Below are 19,515 nucleotides of genomic sequence, written 5' to 3'. Positions count from 1 at the left end.
ACATTCTCACATGGCGCTGACGCGCATCTGGCTGGCCACGATCAGCAACGGCGTGCCGGTGGGCGCGCATATCGCCTGACTGTCGAAACACAGCAACGGTTGCCCGTTGGAAGTAACGCGCGTCGCCGAGGTAACGAATTGCGCACTCACGCAAGGGCCATTCGCAGCAATTGGCGGCGGCAGCACGCAACCAGCGATCAACCATGGGCCGGGCATCGTCACCGTGGGTTGTCCGCTGACCGTGACACGCGGATTCGGCGTCGTGGCCTGCGCCTGCCCGGCGTGCGAACAAAGCACGGTGGCACCAACATGGATGAGAAAGCCCGGCATCGCGTATCTCCCTACGTCACGACCAGCGCGCCGTTGTTGATGGTGACGGTGGGCCCAGCCAGCACGATGGTGGCGCCCTTGCCGTTGGAAATCGTGATGCCGATGTCGTTCACCACGATCATCGCGCCCGTGGTGCTCTTGATCATGATGCCGCCGGTGGGTCCGGGAAGATCGCTGATGGAAATGGAGTTCTGCAGGATCGACGCCAGCACGATGCTGGGGCTGGCCGGATTGCCGGCGAGTGCCAGCGTGGGCACCTCGGCCGCCACGCCCCAGTAGCCACCCGTCCAGATCGGATAATCCGGATCGCCCTGCTCGAACTCGATCCACACGCCAGCACCGATCTGCGGCACGACATAGGTGCCGCTCAATTTGCCGGCGATCGGCATGCAAGGCATGGCCCAACTTGATGGCAGCAAGCCAGATACGTCCGGCACCATCGCCTGGATGCGGCCCAGCTGTTCCGGGTCCACGTTCTGGATCACCGTGCCGCGGTACTTGCCATAGAACTTGGTCATGGCGGCACCAGCGGTAAAGTGGAGATGAGTCCTTTGCGCGACAGACTGAAGCTCTGCTTGTATTCGCCGCGCTTGATGGTGTGCCGCACTTCGCTCACGTAGTGCAGGCCGTCAAACGCGGGACCGACACCTCGCACACCCACCAGTTGACGCGCCCTCAGCACGCGACCGTAGCGCGTGACATCGAGACTGCCGTGCCCGCTGACGGTATCGGCGGATTTCGCTGCTTCCGCCATGCCAAGCAACATGGCGCGCACTGGCGTGTACTTGGCTGTCTCGGGCAGCGCGCGGAATGTCTGCGGTGGCGGATCGATCAGACCCAGCGGCGGATTGAGTGGACCGATATCAGGGATCGGAATCGGCAGCGGCACCTTGGTCTGCTGGTTCTGGATATAGACGATGGGCAGGCTGCGCGCGTTGCCGTTGTAGCTAAAGCTGAGACTGTCGACATTGCTGCCCGCATCCATGTCTGCATTCAGTGCGGGCTGCGGTATGCCCACCTTCACCTTCGGCCCCCAGTACGCCGTGCTCATGCCGGGGGCCGGACCCGGCTCGATGTAAAACACATAGCCCACCCGCTCGGCCAGCAGACGGATGTACTCCAGGTCGCTGCCCTGCTGGGTGGGAATGCGGTCGGTGGGAATAGGCACATCGATAGCGATGCTGGGTATCACCAGCGGAATGACGCCGAGAAAGGCGTACTTGGCCAGCAGCAAGGCGACAATTGCCTCGGCCGGCATGGCCGGATACGGCAGGCCCGGCAGGCCGGAGAACTCCAGTTTCTGCATCACCGTAGTGAGGTCGTCGCCAGTGACCTGCAAGCTTGTATGCCGCTGGTCCGCGCCAGGCACAACCTCGGTCTTGGTCACCACACCATCGATCAGTACCTGTGGCGTGCCGTTGACCGTCACCACCACGATCACGCGAAGCAGCGGCACCACACCGCCGCCGCTCAGCAAGAACAACGTGTGCAACGGCGACTGCACACTAAGCGTGAACTGCAAAGTGAAAGCACCTGCCGCTTCATCGGGCTGCACCACTTCGATCTGCGTGAGCGCATCGAGCACCAACTGCGGCACCGGCACGGGCACCACAGGGCCGACCAGCAAGGTCAGGTGCACGCCCTTAAGCATGCGGCACCCCCGGAATGCCTTCCGGCAAAGTGATGGCCAGCTTGCGGCCGATGGTCTCGGTGAGCTCCTCGGGCCGTAGCGCACGGTTCGCGTCGCACAAGCGCCAGAACTGCTCCGGGTCACCAAGATACTTTGCGGCCACGTTGTCCGGTCGCTCGCCCTGCACCACGCGATGCCATTGCAAAAGCGCAAAGCTCTCCGGCGCCGGCACGATGCGTCGCTTCAAATAGACCACCGGCGTACCGTCCGCTCTCACAAAGGTGCAGGTGGGTGTCAGTGCGTAGCGACTCGTGGGAGGAAAGATCACAGTCATCACGGCACTCCCGTAATGCCAAGCGCAGAGAGCGGCATGGCAGGCGCGCTACCGGCCAGTTGTTCCTTGCGTTGCAGATAGCTCATGAAAAGGCTGGCGGCCTTGTGTCCCGTCGGCACATCGTTCACCGACAGCACGCGCAAGCCCAGGCTCACCTTGGCGCGAATCGGATTGAGCGCGGTATCGAATGCCTCTTCGGTGATGCTCAACTCGGTAACGCGCACCGGCAGAATGCGCGTCTGGCTCCAGACGAACAGCGCCAACGGCGTTTCCATCGGAATGATCTCCAGCGTACCGATCTGCGATAGCGCATCGTTGGTGTTCAACTGCGCACTGGTGGGATAGATCAACGTTTCCAATGCAGCAAGCTGAGCGAAAACACCCGACTGCGTGGCGGCGCTGTTCTGATCGGGAAACTCCAGCTGGTCGGTGGCATCGATTTCCGCCTCCAGCTTGATGGTCTCCACCGGCGGCCCTTTCAGGCGCAGCACTTCGGACCGATCCCCACCATCCGCACTGATCGCCTGCACCTGCAGCGAGCGCGTGAGCGAGTCGGGGTTGTACTGCAGCGCGATCACACGCAGCACGGCCGAGCTGTCCGGATCGATCAGCACGAGCCCGCCCTTGAGGATGCGCGGTGAGCCGGGGAAGCTGCTCATGAGGCCTGCTCCGCAGTGGATTGCGGCTGTGTAGCCGCACTGGCGTACGCTTCACCAGCCGGCAACTGGCGCCCAGGAAAGTCGCCCGGTCCCTGAGGGAGGTCTCTTTTGGTCACATCGATGATCGTGACGTCCCTGCCCCCGACCACACCCTTGTGGAAGCGCCGCGTAATGATGTGCGAGCCGATCACGACACCGTTGTGCGCATAGTTTTGACGGCACACTGCTTCGCAAGCGTTCATCCCGGCAGGATTGCGCGTGGCGTCGTGCAGAAAGCTCAGGTCGCGCGAGCGCGTGACGTGGTAATCGTAGAAGCGATTGCGCGTGGCCGGCTGGGCCGGAATAATCGCAGAGCGACCAGACGCACCGCCGATGGGAAAAGTGGAATCCCCATGGCAGGGACCTGGACTGGTAAGTGTCGCCGGGCAAGTGTTTGAGAGTTGCCATAGCTCTTCAACCACGCTATCGCCATCCCAGGTCACGTTGTCGGGCAATACCTGCATGCGTGCGATGCTTCCGTAGCCCGAGAGATAGCCAGCCTGTAGACCCGCCTGGGTGAAGTCACTGACGGTATCCACCCGCGTGCCGGTAGGTCGCCTGCGTGCCGACGAGGGCGTGCGAGCGGTTCCGGTCGCTCCACCCGCGCTCAGGCCACTACTGGAAGGAATCGGAATATTCACCGACTCCAACCCTTCGTCGTCTTCGCCGCCATTGAGTGAAACCTCACGGACATCCACCGGCAAGCGCGTGAAGTCGTGTGCAGCGGGCAAACCGGAACCGCGGGCTTCCACTGTCGTTCTCATCATGGCCGGAGCCAGAGGGCTTTCATGCTCCGCAGCAGATCGCGATTGTCGCGACGCAGCCCAGGGCGTCCGCGGAAGTCGCTTTTCAGGGCACTTGGTACAACTCGCGCTGTGAGCACCGCAACCGCAGGTTCGCTTCAAGCCAGTCACAGCCGCGGGCACCGGCATCGTCCGGGACGATGATCGTTGACTGAGAGCGAAGGCACTCATGGCACGTGTCCGAAGCCGAGCAGCTTATCCATGCGACTCAGCACATACGAGAAGCCCTGCACGCGCGGGCTACGATTGCCCTCGATGGTGTAGAGCATGCCGTCCTGCACGGAATGCACGATGCCGACATGGCCAAACCAGCCTGCCAGACTCACACGCCACCACACGACGATGTCCCCTGGCAACGGGATGTAGCGCGCCGTCGGGTCGATGGACCATCCCAGCTGCTTGAACTCCCCCAGCATGGTGCGCGCGCTGGCCGTATAGGCGAATGGCATATGTGACTTGTCACCACCACATCCTTCCATGAAGCAATAGCTCGTGAAGGCTGCGCACCACGGATTGCCTTCGCCGAGACCCGTTGGCGCGAGGTACTTGCGCACGAACTCCCCACGGTTGTCACCGCCTTCTTCACCCGCGCCGGCTTTCAGCTGGTCGATCGCGGCGCCGAGCGCCGCACGCCCTACGGCGCTCCCGCCATCAGGCATGCTCGTGTAATCCACAGCAGTGGGCGTGTCGATCAATGGCTTGGGATTCTGCAGGCTCCACCATGTCAGGGGGCCAGCGACGCCATCCACAACCAGCGGCTGGCCGTGCTGGTCGAGGTTCTGAGCCTGAAAGGCGCGTAACGCCTGCCACGTCTTGGTATCGAAGATGCCGCTGGTCGACGCCGCGTAGCCACGCTGCGACAGCAACTGTTGCAACAACTGCACCTGCTGGCCGTGGTCGCCCTTGCGTATTGTGTCCATCACCATCTCCTTGAAGGTCCCCTGGTGCTGTCTCGCAAGCACACACCATGGTTCTACTGGAGTGTTCAATCCCGATCCGTTCAATCCCGTTTGTTACTCGGCAAATCAAAGTTGAAGGGCCCCGGCGGCTTCAATCCGAACGATTTTTGCGCCGCCTCCAGCACTTGCGGACTGCATTCAACGCCGCTGTATTCATCGCGAGCCGGAACACCGGGCTTGCGCTCGCGGGTCGTGCGTGTGCGCTCAAGAACGATCGCAGCGCGACGCATCAACTCGAACGCCTTCTCGCGTTGCTGGCTGAAAGGCAACCGCTCGAACTTCGCACGGTTCGCAGGCTCGGCAGGCGCCAGTGGATCGGCCTTACCCGTCTTGCCGAGAAATTCATCGACCGCGCCATGCTCCATCCCCCGCCCCTCGGGCTCCGGCTCCTGCTTGCCCTGCTCTGGCGGAAGCTCACTCTCCCCACTTTGCTTGGCATCCTTCAGGTCGCAGCCAGCGCATACCTTGGGATCAATCAACCAATCGTATGCAGCCTTCGCTCGCTCGATGGCCAACGCGACATTGCCTTCGAATTGGGGGAGATGTTCCGTGCCACGCGGCCCTTCGGGCGAGGTAAAGCCCTTGATGGAGGTAACGCGATAGCCCTGTTCGTTGAGTGCCTGAATATCCGTAGGTAGCCTGAAATCCTTGCGGACATCGTGCATCGCGTGTTTGAAGAAAACATAACGCGTCTCGACATCTGTCTTCTTCTCTTCCGGTACTTCCGGGATCGCCGGCACGTGATTGACCTTTTCACACGTGAATACGATCTGCTGCTTACCCTTCTTGAGACACTTGACGCTTCTGGTGGCCGAACCGCCGCCCAATTCGATGGTGAACATGCATGACTTCGATTGCGGGTTGCAATTGACTCCACCCGTCACGGTTACATCATCGGTCTGCACTTTCACCGAACCTCCAGCGCCGCTAACGCCGCTCTGATCCACCTTGACGGATGGTGCGATCGTCAGCGTGAAGCTCTGGCTCTGGACGAGGGTGAACTTCAACGTCGGTGTAATGCTGACGCCCTTCAGGGCATCGGATCCAGCAACCATGTTGGCGATGGTGGTAGCGAGCGCTTGCGGTATGTCGATACTCGGCCTGATGTTCACCTGGGTACCGTCCTTGCATAGCTCGATATCCAGCCAGATCTCTTTGAAACTGGCACCGGGCGTGACCGAGCCATGAAATCCGGGAACCATCGGGCCATCCGTTGGCGTCATCGTGACCCGGTAGCTGGAGCCATCGGGACACAGAACGTTCCGCTTGTCCGGGCTATCGCCGGGCGATGCCGAGCATCCGCTCAACTGTCGGCGCACCACGCCACCGCCTGCTGACGCGACTGTCGCTTTGCCGCCACGCATGACGGCATCTGCCGCCTGATCCGCGGCGCGCTCGCTCGCATCGCTGGCATCGCCGATCTCCAGCGAAGGGTGCAGCCCCGATGCGCCCGGATCCTGGATCGTATGCGCGAGCTCGTGGGCCAACAGATGGCGGCCAGCCGGCGTGTGCGGAGCATAGCGATGATGATCGAACACCACATGTCGCCCCACCGCATAGGCAAGCGCACCCACCGATCTGGCGGATTCCGCCGCCTGACCGTCCGTGTGCACACGCACGCCGCTGAAATCGTGGCCGAATCGAGGCTCCATCCACGCACGCGTCCCCGCATCCAGCGGCTGGCCTGGCGTGTCCAACACGTCATGCACGACATGTGGCGCCGCTTCAAGCGGAGCGGCACCACTGCTCTTGCGCTGGACACGCTTCTTGCAGCTTTCGCATTCACCACCGCCTGTCGCGTGACTGCCGCATGCGCATTTGCGTCGCAAGCGAAGCCCGGCGTGCGCTAACGGCACGCTTGCTGCCTTGACGACGCTGGCGGAACGCTCAAGCACGACGAGTCCCTCGTACCGCACGCTTGCGAGCGGGAGCATTCTTCGCCACTGGCTGCTTCGCCTTGCCCAGCGAACCGAGAAACGCCTCAAGCTTCTTCGCGTCCAGACCACGCTTCTTCTTGGTCGTATCGATCGCATCGATGATCGAATAGGCCTCGTCGCAGTACTTGGCGAGGAAGGCCCAGCTCATCTGCTGCTTGCGCCCCCAGGTGACGCAGACCGGGCCGATCTTGGTGTATCCCGGCACATAGACGTAGTGGCCGTTCTTTGGATTGGGCTTGCCAGTCTTGCCGCTAACCACTGCCCACGGCTTGCCTGCATGAAACTGGGTAATGGCCGTATCGGGCAAGGTGAAGCCAAGGCCCACACCGATATCCAGATAGACGGAGCGCTTGATCTGGCTTGGCGTGGTCGGATCTACCTGTGCGAAGGCCTTGATCTTGTAACGGCGCTTGGCCGCGAGCCAGCCGCTCGTGCGCCACTCCTTCAGCGAGTCGAGCACGACCAGACCGGCATCGGCACCACCGGTCTCCTGAAAGTATTCCGTCAGTACCTCCTGTTCGGTGATGGGAATCAGTTTTTTCTGTTCCGCGAACTCAAAGCGAAGAGTCTGATGTGCGCGGCCCGCCATGACGCAATCGCCATACCAGTCGTTTCCAAACATCGGCGTGGGAATACCGTGATGGTTCACGTCGAAGTCGTACTCGGCGGGCAATGCCGGTGCGGCTTTCAACAATGACGCGAACATCAGGTTGCGCGAATCGCGTTTCGCTTTCTTCTTGCCGAAACGGATGATGCCGCCGGGGCGGGGTTTGGGAATGCGGATACTGGCGGATTTCTTCATGACATCCCTCCTAAGGTTTTCCCTTGGGTTTAGCGGAGCTTGCTTTTGCGTCGGTTGGCACGTGCAGTTCGTCCACTCCCTCGGCCAGTTCGAAATGCATGGAATCGACGCTACCTGGCTCCCATTCAGAGCCCTGGCCGAATCCGTGCTTAAGCATCACTTCCATGAAATTCAGATCGAAGCCACGCAGAGGTGCGGGTGTAGCTGCGCGCTTGGGCGCCCTCGCCCCCTTCGCCGCCGGAGGCGCGGTTGCTGGCGCGGGCGGAGGCGGAGGATCGACGTTGAAGTACCCTTTGGAGAACAGCTGGACCAGGGATGGATCGACAACTGCGTTGTCCGCCTCGGCGTCCTTCTCGCCAATGCCGAACACCAGTCGCGCATCAAAATGTTCGACTGACAGACCGCGCCGCAATGCTTCAAGCTGCTCCACCCATCGATGGCGATCGGGGACAGCCTGGCCCTCCTTGAGGGCGCCCTCGGCATCGTCCTGGAGCTTTCCTGCTTCAATGCGCTTAGTGATGCGCTGTCTGCGTGCATTGTCGGACGTGGCAAGCGCAGCGGCTTCAAGGCCACGCTTCTCCAGATCCGCACGCGCGCGCCTGGCCTTGTCGGCATCCGTGCGACTGCTCCCTGCCTTGCCCGGTGTCGCCTGTTGCGTTGCGGCTTTAGTGGTGGCGATACGCGCGTCCAGCTGGTCAAGCTCGCGCTTGTGCATTGCGGTTTCCGCCTTGGACTGCTTGACGTCCTTATCTGCGGCGATCACAGCTCGCTTGGCTGCCTCTTTTCCGGCAGCGAGACGGCTCATGGTTTCCGCATACTCCTTGCCTGTCTCACCCATATGCGGCATGCCTTGCATGCGCTTGATTTCGCTTTCCGCCTTGCTCATGACGCTGGCAAGAATCACCCGGGTTTCTTCGATGATCGATTGCCTTGACGCGACGATCTGCAAACCCTCGACAACCAGTCCGCCAGTCGGGTCACCTGGCTTAACGATCGCGCGCAAAGTGTCCAGGTCAGAGGTGCCTTTCAACGCACCGCTTTTCCTTGCGGCAGCTACGGCACGATCAAAGGTCGCCTTGCGTGCAAGCATGGCTTTGAATTCCTGACGCAGCGCCTTGAGCCTGGCAAGGCCAGTGGGCGGGATCTGCCGCTTGATGCGTTCATTGCCTACCAGGTCCTTCTGTGCTCCTTGTTCGAACGTGTTGATGAGATCCTTCGCCTCTGGCGAATTTTCATCAAGCTCGTGACTCCCTAAGCGCTTGACGATCCCACGGTACTTTCGCCAATCCCCCAAGCCGACGCGGAACGCGGTTTGGTCCGTCGTGAACAGCGCCTGGGTACCCACCAGGCGCGGATCTTTGAAGTGCGGATTGACGACAGCCCGATAGTCAATTGCGTAACCCATGGCGTGGACCATCATCCCTGGATAGAGCACGTCCTTCGAACTCACCTTGTCGCGCAGTGCGAAGCCCACACTGGATGACGGCATGTTCTTCTCGCCAATCACGCCCTGCACTTCCTGCAGGCGAGCGATAGCGCGGCTGTGGAGGATCAGCTCAGTCTTATTAGCGTCAGCGAACGTGAATGTGCCGATGCCCTTGAAGTGATCGACCGTTTTCGGGTGTGGACCGAGATAAAGCGAGCATCGGTAAAGAAATTTCCGTCGGAAGGCTGCGTCGGTGCCGATGGCTTTTTGCACAACATCAGGCAGAGGTACAAGGGCATCGGCAACCGCCTTTTCATCCGGATAGAAAATCTGTGTATCGGCAATAGCTTCGGCTTCGTTGGCAGGTATTCGCGTTGGCATCGTTGTCGCCGGCCCGGGCGTTCCGGCCGAACCAGCACCGGCATCGGACGTGGTGACGGGTATGCCCGCGTCCACTGCTGCCCCCCCGTCACTCGCAGTCTGTTCGGCATCCACGGGAGGACTGGTCCCGGCGTCGCTCGCGGGTTGGCGTTGCAAGGCCTGACCCGGGGATGCGCGCTGTTGCAACACATGGGTGAGTTCATGAGCAAGAAGGTGACGACCTTCTGTGGTATGCGGAGCAAAGCGGCTGGCGCCAAACACGATGTCCGAACCTACTGTGTACGCCTGCGCGTGAAGCTCATTTGCCGATTGTGCGGATGCCGGGTCGGAGTGCAGGCGCACCTTTGAGAAATCGTGTCCGAAGCGGCCCTCCATGTCTTGCCGCAGCGCCGGCGGCATCGCTTCGCCACTGCCGAGCAGGGTGCGATCCACGCTGTCCGGAACGGCCTGCTGCGATTCAAAAGCAGGTGCAGCCGACAAGGCCTGGACTTGACGCGTGGCGGGCGACATCGCGCCGACCGCATTCGGTGACGTCGAAGCGAGCACCCAGCTCGCCACACGATCCGCTTCCGCTTCCAGCGGATCGTTCGTGGCGCCAACTCGAAGTTTGCGCTGCAAGCGACCATTCGCCCCCGCACAGCTTGCACACGGGATACCGCCTGGCGTGTGCTTGCCGCAAGCGCACCTGCGTTGCCATTGCGCTGCTTGCGCCGTGGCTTGCGCAGCGCCCTTCGTTGCCACGCTCGCTGCAAGGATGCTCATAGCGCCCTTCCCGCAGCAACACCGATGCCCATCCCCTGCCCCACGGCCATGGCAATACGCGAGCTGAGCTGCTGGCGTGGATGCGCAGGGGGAGGCAAAGCACTTGACGGAAGTGCTGCCACGCTGCCAATGGACCGCAGCACATCGATCGATTCTGTCCGGGTGAGATGTTTCGCCAGTTCGCGCTCGATGGCGTGGCGCACTGCATGAGCCGACTCGCCACCGAGCAGCGCCTCATCCAGCACCAGCCGCTCGATGTGAAGTTCGATGCTCATGACCTGGCTCCCGCGCTTGCCAGCCAGCGGAAGTCCGCCTCGTTGACCGGCTTGTCGAGCTTTCGAAACTCGGCGCGTGCCGCTTCGAGTATCAGCGGCATGTTGATTTCGATGCCTGCCTTGGCTGCCATGAAGGCCGCATTCAAGGCAATGCCCTGGATGCTTCCGCCGGTCAGTGCAAGCCGGGCCAGGCGGTCCACATCGAGCGCGGTGGTCGCCGCCTTGGCAGGAAATACCGATGCCCAGATGGCCTTTCGCTCAGCCACGCCAGGGAATGGGAAATTCACCACGAAGCGGATGCGGCGCAGGAAAGCCGAGTCGAGCGCACCTTTCATGTTGGTGGCGAGAATGGCCAGACCGCGGAACGACTCCAGCCGCTGCAGCAGGTAGTTCACTTCAATGTTGGCATAGCGATCGTGGCTGTCCTTCACTTCACTGCGGCGGCCAAACAGGGCATCGGCCTCATCGAAAAGAAGGATGGCGCCGCCCTCTTCCGCTGCATCGAAAAGTTTGCGCAGGTTCTTTTCAGTCTCGCCGATGTACTTGCTGACCACTGCGGAGAGGTCGATTCGGTAAAGGGAAAGACCCAGCTCATTGGCGATGACTTCCGCTGCCATGGTCTTGCCCGTACCACTTTCGCCCGCGAACAAGGCGCTGATCGACAGCCCGCGATTCATGCGCTCGCGGAAGCCCCAGTCGTCGTAGACGGTGCTGCGCTGCGCAACCTGGTCGGCGATCTGGCGCAGCAGGCTTTTTTCGGTGTCGGGCAATTTGAGGTCGCTCCAGCTGGCTTTGGCTTCGATGCGCTGTGCGAGCGGGTCCAGTGCGGGCCTCGTACGTTCCAGTGCTCCCTGCCACAACGTCTGGCCCAGCGCACTGGATGCGCCCTCGGCCGTCGCGAGCGCCGAATGGGCAATCTGGCCGATCTTGCCGAGGTTGAAGTCGAAGTGACCGGCCAAAAGCTGCGGGTGCTGACCTGCGCCGTTACCCAGCAGCCGTTGCCACAAGCTGCGCTGTTCGATAGCGGTCGGCTTGGCGACATCCGCGCTCAACGTGGTCATGGCGCCGCTGCCCGATGGCTCGCGAGTGTCGATGAAGGCAAGCCCACCGGCACGCGACAGAAAGCGCTTGATGGGCGCTGCGCTCGCATCGCCGCGGTCCAGCTCGGCCGCATCGACATACAGGGCGATCGGGAGCAGCTGGCTTTCGCGTTGCCACAGGCGGATCAGCGTTTCCTGTTCGGCAATCGTGGCGGGCAACAGCTCTGCCGACAGCCGCAGCGCCTGCGCACCCAACGCCGTTGCCACCACATGGGCAATGGCCTGCTTGCTCACACTGTCGCTGCCGATCAGCTGCACCGCAGGCAGTGGCTCACCCATGGGCACATGACGGAGGCTATCGACAATGCGATCGGCCACGGTCTGCTGAGATGGTGGCAAGGAAGATGGCGACAGCGGTGTCAACAGTGGCGACAGGCGATCGTCGAGATAGTTCATGCCCTTGACGAAATTCACGATGCGCTCGTCGGCACTCAGTGCCGCGCCGATCAGCGGTTGCGGTCCCGGCTGATGGATATCCAGCAATCGCCAGTAACGCAGCGGGCGTTCGGGCGAGAGAGCGTCCCAACTGGGGTTATCCAGCACGGCAAAGGCCAGCGCGAAGGTCGGCCACGGCTTGCTGGTATCGTGCTGCGCCTGCGCGCACAGCGCCGGCATGCGCGTATCCAGCTCCATGCCGATGCAAAGCAACAGCACGTTGCGCTCGAATTCCGACAACCCCAGCCGCTGCGCGAGTAGCAGCAAGGCTGGCATCTGTTGACCGATGGATGCCGATGCGGAGGCATCGACATCGAAAGCAATGGAACCCTGTGGCGACACGTCCGTCGAAGGGGCCGAGTCATCGCCCGGTACATCTGCCGCGAGAGGCGACGCCCCAGGCATCGATGCCACAGCATCCACCGATGGCGAAGCATGCTCGCCGAACATCCGCGCCAACCACGATTCATGCCCGCCTTCGGCCATGGCGCCAGAGGGTGGCGCGCCCACCACCGGCGCCGATGCCACGGCTTCATCGGGTGTTGTGCCTGGCACTGGCGCAGCGGGTGTTTCAGCACCGTGCTGCGAGGCAGCTCGCTGCAATCGACCACGCAGTTCAGCCAACGCATTGGCCAGGTATTGGTCATTTGCGGCGAGCCACTGTGCGTAGTCGCTCATGACACCACTACCTGCTGGTCACTGGCGAAGGCCGGCACGCTGCCGCTGAAATCGACTGGAATGCTGTCGGCGCCGTCCACGCGCAAGCGCACGGTGTAAGTGCCCTTGCCGACACCCGGCACCTGGAATACCAACGCAGTGGGTTTGTGCGTATCCGCCGGGTTGCTGAAGCTCTGCGGCACAACGAGCTGATCGCCGAACAACAGAAACACCCTTTGGCCGTCGCGGATGCGTGGCATGCAAGTCAGGTTCAAGCTCAGCGTGCCCGCAGACGCCGTCAACGGGCTCACGGTAATAATGGGCGCCAGTGCCAGCGGCAGTTCGTTGCTCATCAGCGCGGGCAAATCCGGTGATTGCACCAGCAAGGAAACGGTGTAGATCCCGGGCGCCCAGCGCGAAGGCGCGTCTACATCCCCACTGCTATCGGCCAGATGCACGCGCAATGTGCCCGCCGAATCGCCAGCCACCGGCGCCACATCAACCGGTGCATCAAGTCGCAGACTACTGAAGCGCGCCAATGTGTTGGCCGCCGCGAGCTGACTGCCACCCAGCACGATATCGTCACCAAGGCGCGCCGCTGCCTGCGCATGCGGCAAGATCAGAGAGTCCAGCGACGGTGCCGCCGACGGCATGGTGATCACCCCACGGTCCTGCTTGCCACGCTTTAGCACGGGCAAGCTGGCGCGAGATGGCGACTGGCTGTCGATCAACACCACGGTGGCTTCGTAGGCCGATGACACGCGGTAGTTGGTTTGAAACGCGGTCCAAAGTTTGGATAGTTCATCTACGCTCTGCGGAAGCGGCGTCAGGCGTACGCGCTCGATCTGGTCGGCAAGATCGTTGTCAGGCAGCGCATTGCGAATGTCGTTGCCATCGAGCACCGAACGGTCGTGCAGCGTACTCATCGCGGCGGCGAGCACGCGATGGCTGATCGCTTCGCTATCGCTGTCACCTCGCCCCCAGGCGGTGATCAGGTAGTGCAGGTTCAACGCCAGTGCGGGCGGAGCCGTTTCGCCGGGACGGACGCGCCCTGGCATGTCCATGTTGCGCCACGCAGCGTTGTAGACAACCTGATACAGGAACAAGTTGAGCTGGGCCTTGCTAATGCCCTTGCGTGCGATGTCCGGCGGTTGCAACGTCACTTCCAGATCGCCCAGATCGCTGTCCAGCAATGGCATCTGCGCCAACAGCAGGTTGCGAAGCGTGCGCGTGGTGGCGGCGATGGCAAGTACGTTGCTCATGGCTTCGCCTTGCCGCGCTGGCGCAGGTAGTCATCGAGGCTGCTCGGCCGTGGCGCGTCTTGCCGGCGTGGCGCAGCACCGGCTGTTGCCGAGGTGGCTCGCACTTCGAGCCGGCCGATGCTCACGTGTACGACAGGCTCGTGGCTGTCGCGCAGGTCGTGGACAGCACCCTGGTGCTGCGTGGCATGGGAGATCCGTTGTGGCGCTTCCGCAGCCGCAAGCGATGATGCGAACACTGGCGTACTTGGGGGAAGCAGCGAACCACTATCGACATCCAACCATGCCTTGGTCACCGCTGGCGTGATGCGCTCTCGCTGCTCACGTATCACCACGGATTCGTGGCGTGCATCCAACGGGTCCACGCGCGAAGCCTTCTCCGAAGCACTTGAATGGACCGCCACCGAAGACGGCTTCGCTATGACAGTCGATGGCTGCATCTGGCCCCGGATGTCTGATTGTTCGCGCGGCGCCAACGATTCGAGAAAACTGGCGGCAGCAGCTCGCGAACGCGGCGACGCCGGAGTCGTCTCCGCCTCAACCTGCCCCACCGGCCGGCGCGTTGTGCCATCCCGAGGTGACGCTTCCAGTGGCGAGGCATCGTCGTGCTGCAGGCTATCGATGGCGGGCATCGACAGGCGCTGCATCGGCTCAAACAGCGAAGGAAGGCGCGGCGACAGCATGGCTTCGCCGCCAATCGCCCGTACTGCAAGCCGGTCGAGAAAGTCGCTCACGACACGCATTGCTCAAGATAGGCCTGACGACGGCGCGGGCTCATGGCAAGAATGTCCGCCTCGCTCCAGTGATAGATGCGTGCCAGCAGGTCCACATCGCGCAGCAGGTGAAGTGCCCAGGCGTTCAGCTCCTGCCAGAGGAATCGGGCAATGTCGAACACCGGCTGCCAGCGGTGCGCACAATCGGGGCAGGTTAAATCAAGCTGCAGATCAGCTTGCGGGTCGGCAGCCGCCATGGCCATGGCCAACTCCGTCTCTATCTCTTCAGGTAGCACTTCGAGTACGCCGGACCCGTCGGCTTTCATCACATCAACGACACAGCGTTCGAGCAACAGGTCGCGTGCCTGCGCCGGATCGGCACACGAGTGCAGCGCGATAAGGTCGCTGCAGTCGACCGGGCGAAACCGCACCCAGACATCATGCGCGAGCGAATGCAGCTCCAGGATGCGCGGCGCGTCGACCACTGCGTTATCGCCTCGCGCGACCTGCAATCCATCGGCATCGAATGTTGCTTCGACAATGGCGTCACAGGCCGGACAATGCACCACACCGTCGAGCCGGCGGCCAAACAGCCGGGCATGTAACTGCAGCAGCAGCGCGTCACGTTGACCCAGCGGCAACTTCTGCAAGGTGTCGGCATCGAGCTCGTCGCAGCTTGCACCAATAAGTCGCAAACTTTGCGCGACGGCGGACGCTTCGCCGCCGCGCTCCCATACCTGCAACAACTCGCTGGCGGTGGGCGTGCGCATGACTCAACCCACTGGCACCGTAAACGTGGGCTCGGTGGGTTCCTGCACGCTGGTATCGCGCTCCCACCCCTCGTTTTCGAGCTTCAGGTGCTGGATTGCTACCGCGTTGGCATTGGCATCCAGATCAGGCAGCGCCTGGTATTCGGACACCCAGCAGCGATAGAGCTTGTACGCCAGCGCGAGTTGGCCAGCCTCGTTGTAGACCTCAAGGATCAGATCCTTGCGGAAATCCTTGAGCGACACTTCAGCACCGAGTCCGGCGCCGAAGTTCCAGATCTTGTTCGCCCACTTCTCGAACTCCAGATCGTGGGTGACGCCACGCTCGATGGTGATGGCATCGTATTCGGTACGACCGGGCGACTTGCGGCTGCTGCTTGGGTCGCCACCCTCACGATGCTTGACTACCTCGGTGGTGCGCTTGAGGCCGGAGACCTTGCTGACGCCGGCCACATAGCGGCCATCCCACTTCACCCGGAACTTGAAGTTCTTGTACGGATCGAAGCGCTGCGCATTGACGCTGAACTGAGCCATGACATTGTCCTCAGGTCTGGATCTGGCCGGCCATCTGCTGCAGCTGGATGACCACGAACTCGGCGGGCTTCAGCGGTGCGAAGCCGACCACGATATTGACGATGCCCAGGTTGATGTCGGTCTGCGTGGTGGTTTCACCGTCGCATTTGACGAAATAGGCATCCGTCGGCGTCTTGCCCTGGAATGCGCCCTGTCGGAACAGGTTCTGCATGAAGGCGCCCACGTTGAGGCGTATCTGTGCCCACAAAGGACCGTCGTTGGGTTCGAACACCACCCATTGCGTGCCGCGGAACAGGCTTTCCTCCAGGTACAGCGCAAGGCGGCGCACCGGAATGTATTTGTATTCGTCGGCGAGCAAATCCGCACCGCGCAGGGTGCGCGAGCCCCACACCACCGGGCCGCTGAGCGGGAAGCTGCGCAGGCAGTTCACGCCGAGTGGATTGAGCATGCCGTTCTCGTCATTGGTGAGCACGGCGGAAAGTCCTTGCACACCATTCAAGGCTGCATCCAGGCCCGCAGGCGCCTTCCATACGCCACGCTGGGTGTCGGTGCGAGCCATCACGCCAGCGATGATGCCGCAAGGCACAAAGGTGTCGAGCTGGCTTTGTCGCGCAGGGTCCGATTCGATCACGCGCGGGAAGAACACCGCAGCGTTGCGTGCGGCCGTGCCGTTGAGTCCCAGCGCGGTAAGCGCCGCATTGTTCGACTTGGTGATCGCGTTGGCGCTGGTCCAGGCCGAAGGTGGATCCACGATCAACAAGGCTCGCCGCTCCACGCAGAACGCCATGGCCGTCTGGTACACGCCGACGCTGGTATCGCCACCGCGCAGATCCGCCGGAATGCAAAGCAAATTGAACAGATCAACCTTTTTCAGCGCATACATGCCGGTCTTGGCATCGGGATCACCTTCGTAGGCGGCGTCATCCAGCACCGCACTGTCGACTGCGTCGGTGGATACACCGATGGACGTGGTGTCCTGGTCCCACACGGTCTTGCCGGCAGGCACGGTGTCGGACATCGCTCCGGGCGTCGTCGTCGCAGGCAGGCTCAGGCTCGAAGCCACGCGAATCAGCGAAGAGTTCGCCAGCAGCACCCTGTCAACGCGGCGCGGACTCTCCTTCACGCTGACATTGAGAAAGCTCTCCTGCGCCCCGCTGACCATGTCGCGCACCGTGACATTGAACAGGTCGGCGGCAACCAACCCATACAGTGCCGCCACATCGGGCGATGCGTGGTTGTCCACGCGCACACGCAACGTATTGCCCCAGATACCGGCCGATGCCGCCACCAGTGGCAGGTTGGTGATGGCGAACTGGGCCATGGCCGTGTTGGCTGGCCCTTTGTACAACCGCACGATCACTGCCTGTGCGCCACCATTGAGGTAGAAATCGCGTACCGCGTAACCCATCGGATAGTTGGGATCGAGCGCGCCAAAATTTCGTTCGTAGTCGCCGTAGCTATTGATGATCACGGGACCGTCATCATCGGCGTCGGTCGGCCCCTTGGCAGCGCGGCCGATGAAGGCGGTGATAGACGTCGCCACACCGGTAATGGTGCGAACACCGCTGGGAATCTCTTCGATATAGACGCCTGGATAACTCAAGGTGGCTGGCATGGCTCTGTCCTCGATCTTGGCAATGTGCGGCGCAGTCAATGCGGACGCGATGTGGCGGGACGGTTCAGCGAGTACAGGGCTGCACCGCCAGGCAGCCTGTCGCACCGGAGCTCACCTCGAACGACCAGATCGCTCAATACGCGCTCAATGCGTAGACGTTCCATTTCGTATCGTTGTTGCGGCAGCCACCAGCTGACAATGCCGTCAAGCGTGTCGGCGGCATCCGGATGCCGGTGCAGGTAGCCAAGCACGGCCACCTCCACTTCTTGCTGGTCGGTTTCCCCTCCGGCTTGCCGATGACTCATAGGGCGCCTCCGCAATCACCAAGTGCCAAGGCAACACGCGTGCCATCGCATGCGTCACTGCCAAACCGCATCAGGTAGGCATTCGCAGTCAATGCGTCGCGTGCAGCCGGGTCTGAGTTGACCCGACAAATATGAGCAGGAGGGTCGCGCTACACCCGGTGATCAGGAGAGCGGAGGAATGACAGGCACGCCGACTCGTGCCTGATGCAGTCGCGCATTACGACTGGGCGCGAAAGTGCCGCGTCTCGATACCGTGCTTCTTGAGGAGTTTGCCGAGCTGGCGTCGCTCGGTACCGGACAGACGCGCTGCCGCGGTGATGTTGCCCTCGGCGCGCTTCATCAGCCGCGTGAGATAGCCGCGCTCGAAGGCGCGCATGGCGAGGTCTTTCGCCACCAGGTATCGGAGCCCCGCCGTGTCGTCAGGGTCAACGGCATCATCGAACGAAGGCGTGGATAGCGGCGTGGAAAACAGTTCACTGAGCGCAGCCCCTTCTATGACTTCACCGTCCGCTTGCATGTATACGCGCAGAACCACGTTCTCCAGTTCACGCACATTTCCGGGCCAGTGGTACGACGAAAGTATTTGCAGCGCCTCGGGCGACCATTGCTTTGCCGTGCCGCCAAGCCGCTGTGCGACAAGATCGAGGAAGTATTCAGCAAGCAGCTGCACATCATCCGTCCGCTCGCGCAGCGGTGGCATGCGCACATGCAGGGCATTGAGCCGGTACTGCAGGTCCCGGCGAAAATGCCCAGCCGCAACCTGTTCTTCGAGACAACTATTGGTGGCGGCGATCACCCTGGCGCTCGACACGCGCGTAGCGCCGCCACCCACCGGGCGGTACTCGTTGTTTCCGAGAAAGCGCAACAGGGTCACCTGTGCCTTGCTGGACAGGGCATCCACCTCGTCGAGAAACAGCGTGCCGCCGCGCGCATGATCGATCAGGCCCGACTGGGCACACTTTGCATCGGTATAAGCGCCACGTTCGTGGCCGAATAGTTCATTCTCGATCAGGTTGTCCGGCAATGCGCCGCAATTGACCGGCACAAAAGGACGCTCTCGGCGTGCGCTGGCGTAATGGATTTCCCGCGCAGCCAGTTCCTTTCCGGTACCGGTCTCGCCCTCGATCAGCACTTGCACGTCGCAGCCTGCATAGCAACGCAGCTGCGCGCGCACCAGCTGGAAAGCTTTGGAACGACCAAGCATGACCGGCATAGTCCATTCCCCGTAGCCCGTCGAAGCGTGGGCAGGTCATCACCGCCATTGAGCGGCTTCACCAGCGTGAATGAACCACAGGGCGGGCGGTGACAGGCGGGAGTATGCGTGGCCGTATGGCCCATTCCCATCCGTATAAGGTGATAGAACCGTACCCTGTGGGGTAATCAGAGAAAATCCCTACACCATCCTTGCTAGTGCTTTGGTAATGCCCCTGGCGATACCGAACGGGTGCGTTCTGAATTGTGCGTTACCAAGAACGCACGGAGTCGTGCCCGCGCCCGGAACCGCGTGATCGATGTGAATCCGAATTGCACATCGACGTGATGTTGAACCCCTAAACATTTGTGACGACGAGTTCAGCTCCAGAGTCACCGCTCAATGCGGCTTCGGCAGCTTGCGCGCCAGGAAGTTACGCATTTAGGCAGCCGCCTCAGGCGCTGTGCGTTTCCAGTGACCTGCGGCACTTCGGCATTCGACCAGCATCCCCCAGCGAGGGTGAAGCGGCAGTGTGCGCGGCGACGGCTCGTGGACAACACCGGCTGCCCTGCCCCGCAAGACCTTGTATTCAGGGTGACCG

At 62.0% G+C, this 19,515-nt stretch carries 19 protein-coding genes; all 19 read right to left on the bottom strand.

The features are described 5' to 3' along the window. Window positions 1-6 precede the first annotated feature (6 nt). The 19 genes from AC3CBN_RS14135 to AC3CBN_RS14045 all read right to left on the bottom strand — a co-directional run bounded on the left by AC3CBN_RS14135 (window position 7) and on the right by AC3CBN_RS14045 (window position 18,935). A complete protein-coding gene (locus AC3CBN_RS14135) occupies window positions 7-330 on the bottom strand; it encodes a hypothetical protein (protein ID WP_488633648.1) in 324 nt (107 codons plus the stop codon). Between the two features lie 11 nt (window positions 331-341). Further along, window positions 342-848, bottom strand: a complete 507-nt coding sequence (locus tag AC3CBN_RS14130) for a phage baseplate assembly protein V (protein ID WP_488633647.1) — start codon at window positions 846-848, stop codon at window positions 342-344. After that, window positions 845-1,981, bottom strand: coding sequence for a hypothetical protein (locus tag AC3CBN_RS14125; RefSeq protein WP_488633646.1), 1,137 nt, complete (start codon window positions 1,979-1,981; stop codon window positions 845-847). The genes AC3CBN_RS14130 and AC3CBN_RS14125 overlap by 4 nt, the downstream gene beginning before the upstream one ends. After that, on the bottom strand, window positions 1,974-2,294 hold the full coding sequence (locus AC3CBN_RS14120; protein ID WP_488633645.1) for a LysM domain-containing protein: 321 nt from the start codon (window positions 2,292-2,294) through the stop codon (window positions 1,974-1,976). Before AC3CBN_RS14120 ends, AC3CBN_RS14125 begins: the two co-directional genes overlap by 8 nt. Then, window positions 2,294-2,953 carry a hypothetical protein gene (locus AC3CBN_RS14115; RefSeq protein WP_488633644.1) on the bottom strand — a complete coding sequence of 220 codons (660 nt, stop codon included), beginning with the start codon at window positions 2,951-2,953 and terminating at the stop codon, window positions 2,294-2,296. The genes AC3CBN_RS14120 and AC3CBN_RS14115 overlap by 1 nt, the downstream gene beginning before the upstream one ends. Then, a complete protein-coding gene (locus AC3CBN_RS14110) occupies window positions 2,950-3,759 on the bottom strand; it encodes a hypothetical protein (protein WP_488633643.1) in 810 nt (269 codons plus the stop codon). Before AC3CBN_RS14110 ends, AC3CBN_RS14115 begins: the two co-directional genes overlap by 4 nt. Before the next feature lie 203 nt (window positions 3,760-3,962). Then, the gene (locus AC3CBN_RS14105; protein WP_488633642.1) at window positions 3,963-4,715 is read right to left on the bottom strand and encodes a CHAP domain-containing protein; all 753 of its coding nucleotides are present in this window, start codon (window positions 4,713-4,715) and stop codon (window positions 3,963-3,965) included. A gap of 80 nt (window positions 4,716-4,795) precedes the next feature. After that, window positions 4,796-6,454 (bottom strand): eCIS core domain-containing protein, encoded by a 1,659-nt coding sequence (locus AC3CBN_RS14100; RefSeq protein ID WP_488636736.1) that lies wholly within the window; start codon window positions 6,452-6,454, stop codon window positions 4,796-4,798. 187 nt (window positions 6,455-6,641) lie between these two features. After that, window positions 6,642-7,493 (bottom strand): hypothetical protein, encoded by an 852-nt coding sequence (locus AC3CBN_RS14095; protein WP_488633641.1) that lies wholly within the window; start codon window positions 7,491-7,493, stop codon window positions 6,642-6,644. 10 nt (window positions 7,494-7,503) lie between these two features. Next, window positions 7,504-9,918 carry an eCIS core domain-containing protein gene (locus AC3CBN_RS14090; RefSeq protein WP_488633640.1) on the bottom strand — a complete coding sequence of 805 codons (2,415 nt, stop codon included), beginning with the start codon at window positions 9,916-9,918 and terminating at the stop codon, window positions 7,504-7,506. A gap of 140 nt (window positions 9,919-10,058) precedes the next feature. Continuing rightward, window positions 10,059-10,337 (bottom strand): hypothetical protein, encoded by a 279-nt coding sequence (locus AC3CBN_RS14085; protein ID WP_488633639.1) that lies wholly within the window; start codon window positions 10,335-10,337, stop codon window positions 10,059-10,061. After that, on the bottom strand, window positions 10,334-12,550 hold the full coding sequence (locus AC3CBN_RS14080) for an ATP-binding protein (RefSeq protein WP_488633638.1): 2,217 nt from the start codon (window positions 12,548-12,550) through the stop codon (window positions 10,334-10,336). Before AC3CBN_RS14080 ends, AC3CBN_RS14085 begins: the two co-directional genes overlap by 4 nt. Continuing rightward, complete coding sequence (locus AC3CBN_RS14075; RefSeq protein WP_488633637.1) at window positions 12,547-13,791, bottom strand: Pvc16 family protein; 1,245 nt, start codon at window positions 13,789-13,791, stop codon at window positions 12,547-12,549. Before AC3CBN_RS14075 ends, AC3CBN_RS14080 begins: the two co-directional genes overlap by 4 nt. Further along, the gene (locus tag AC3CBN_RS14070) at window positions 13,788-14,522 is read right to left on the bottom strand and encodes a hypothetical protein (protein WP_488633636.1); all 735 of its coding nucleotides are present in this window, start codon (window positions 14,520-14,522) and stop codon (window positions 13,788-13,790) included. Before AC3CBN_RS14070 ends, AC3CBN_RS14075 begins: the two co-directional genes overlap by 4 nt. Next, window positions 14,519-15,271, bottom strand: a complete 753-nt coding sequence (locus AC3CBN_RS14065) for a T4 family baseplate hub assembly chaperone (protein WP_488633635.1) — start codon at window positions 15,269-15,271, stop codon at window positions 14,519-14,521. The genes AC3CBN_RS14070 and AC3CBN_RS14065 overlap by 4 nt, the downstream gene beginning before the upstream one ends. A gap of 3 nt (window positions 15,272-15,274) precedes the next feature. After that, window positions 15,275-15,802 (bottom strand): phage tail protein, encoded by a 528-nt coding sequence (locus AC3CBN_RS14060; protein WP_488633634.1) that lies wholly within the window; start codon window positions 15,800-15,802, stop codon window positions 15,275-15,277. Between the two features lie 10 nt (window positions 15,803-15,812). Then, window positions 15,813-17,417 carry a phage tail sheath family protein gene (locus tag AC3CBN_RS14055; protein ID WP_488633633.1) on the bottom strand — a complete coding sequence of 535 codons (1,605 nt, stop codon included), beginning with the start codon at window positions 17,415-17,417 and terminating at the stop codon, window positions 15,813-15,815. A gap of 35 nt (window positions 17,418-17,452) precedes the next feature. Continuing rightward, window positions 17,453-17,722 (bottom strand): hypothetical protein, encoded by a 270-nt coding sequence (locus AC3CBN_RS14050; protein ID WP_488633632.1) that lies wholly within the window; start codon window positions 17,720-17,722, stop codon window positions 17,453-17,455. A 217-nt stretch (window positions 17,723-17,939) separates the two neighbouring features. Then, window positions 17,940-18,935 (bottom strand): sigma 54-interacting transcriptional regulator, encoded by a 996-nt coding sequence (locus AC3CBN_RS14045; protein WP_488633631.1) that lies wholly within the window; start codon window positions 18,933-18,935, stop codon window positions 17,940-17,942. Between the last annotated feature and the right edge of the window lie 580 nt (window positions 18,936-19,515).

The sequence above is a fragment of the Dyella sp. OK584 genome (genome assembly GCF_057787755.1).
The sequence above is the reverse complement of the archived record's forward strand: the minus strand, read 5'-3'. Positions and strand labels throughout refer to the sequence as shown.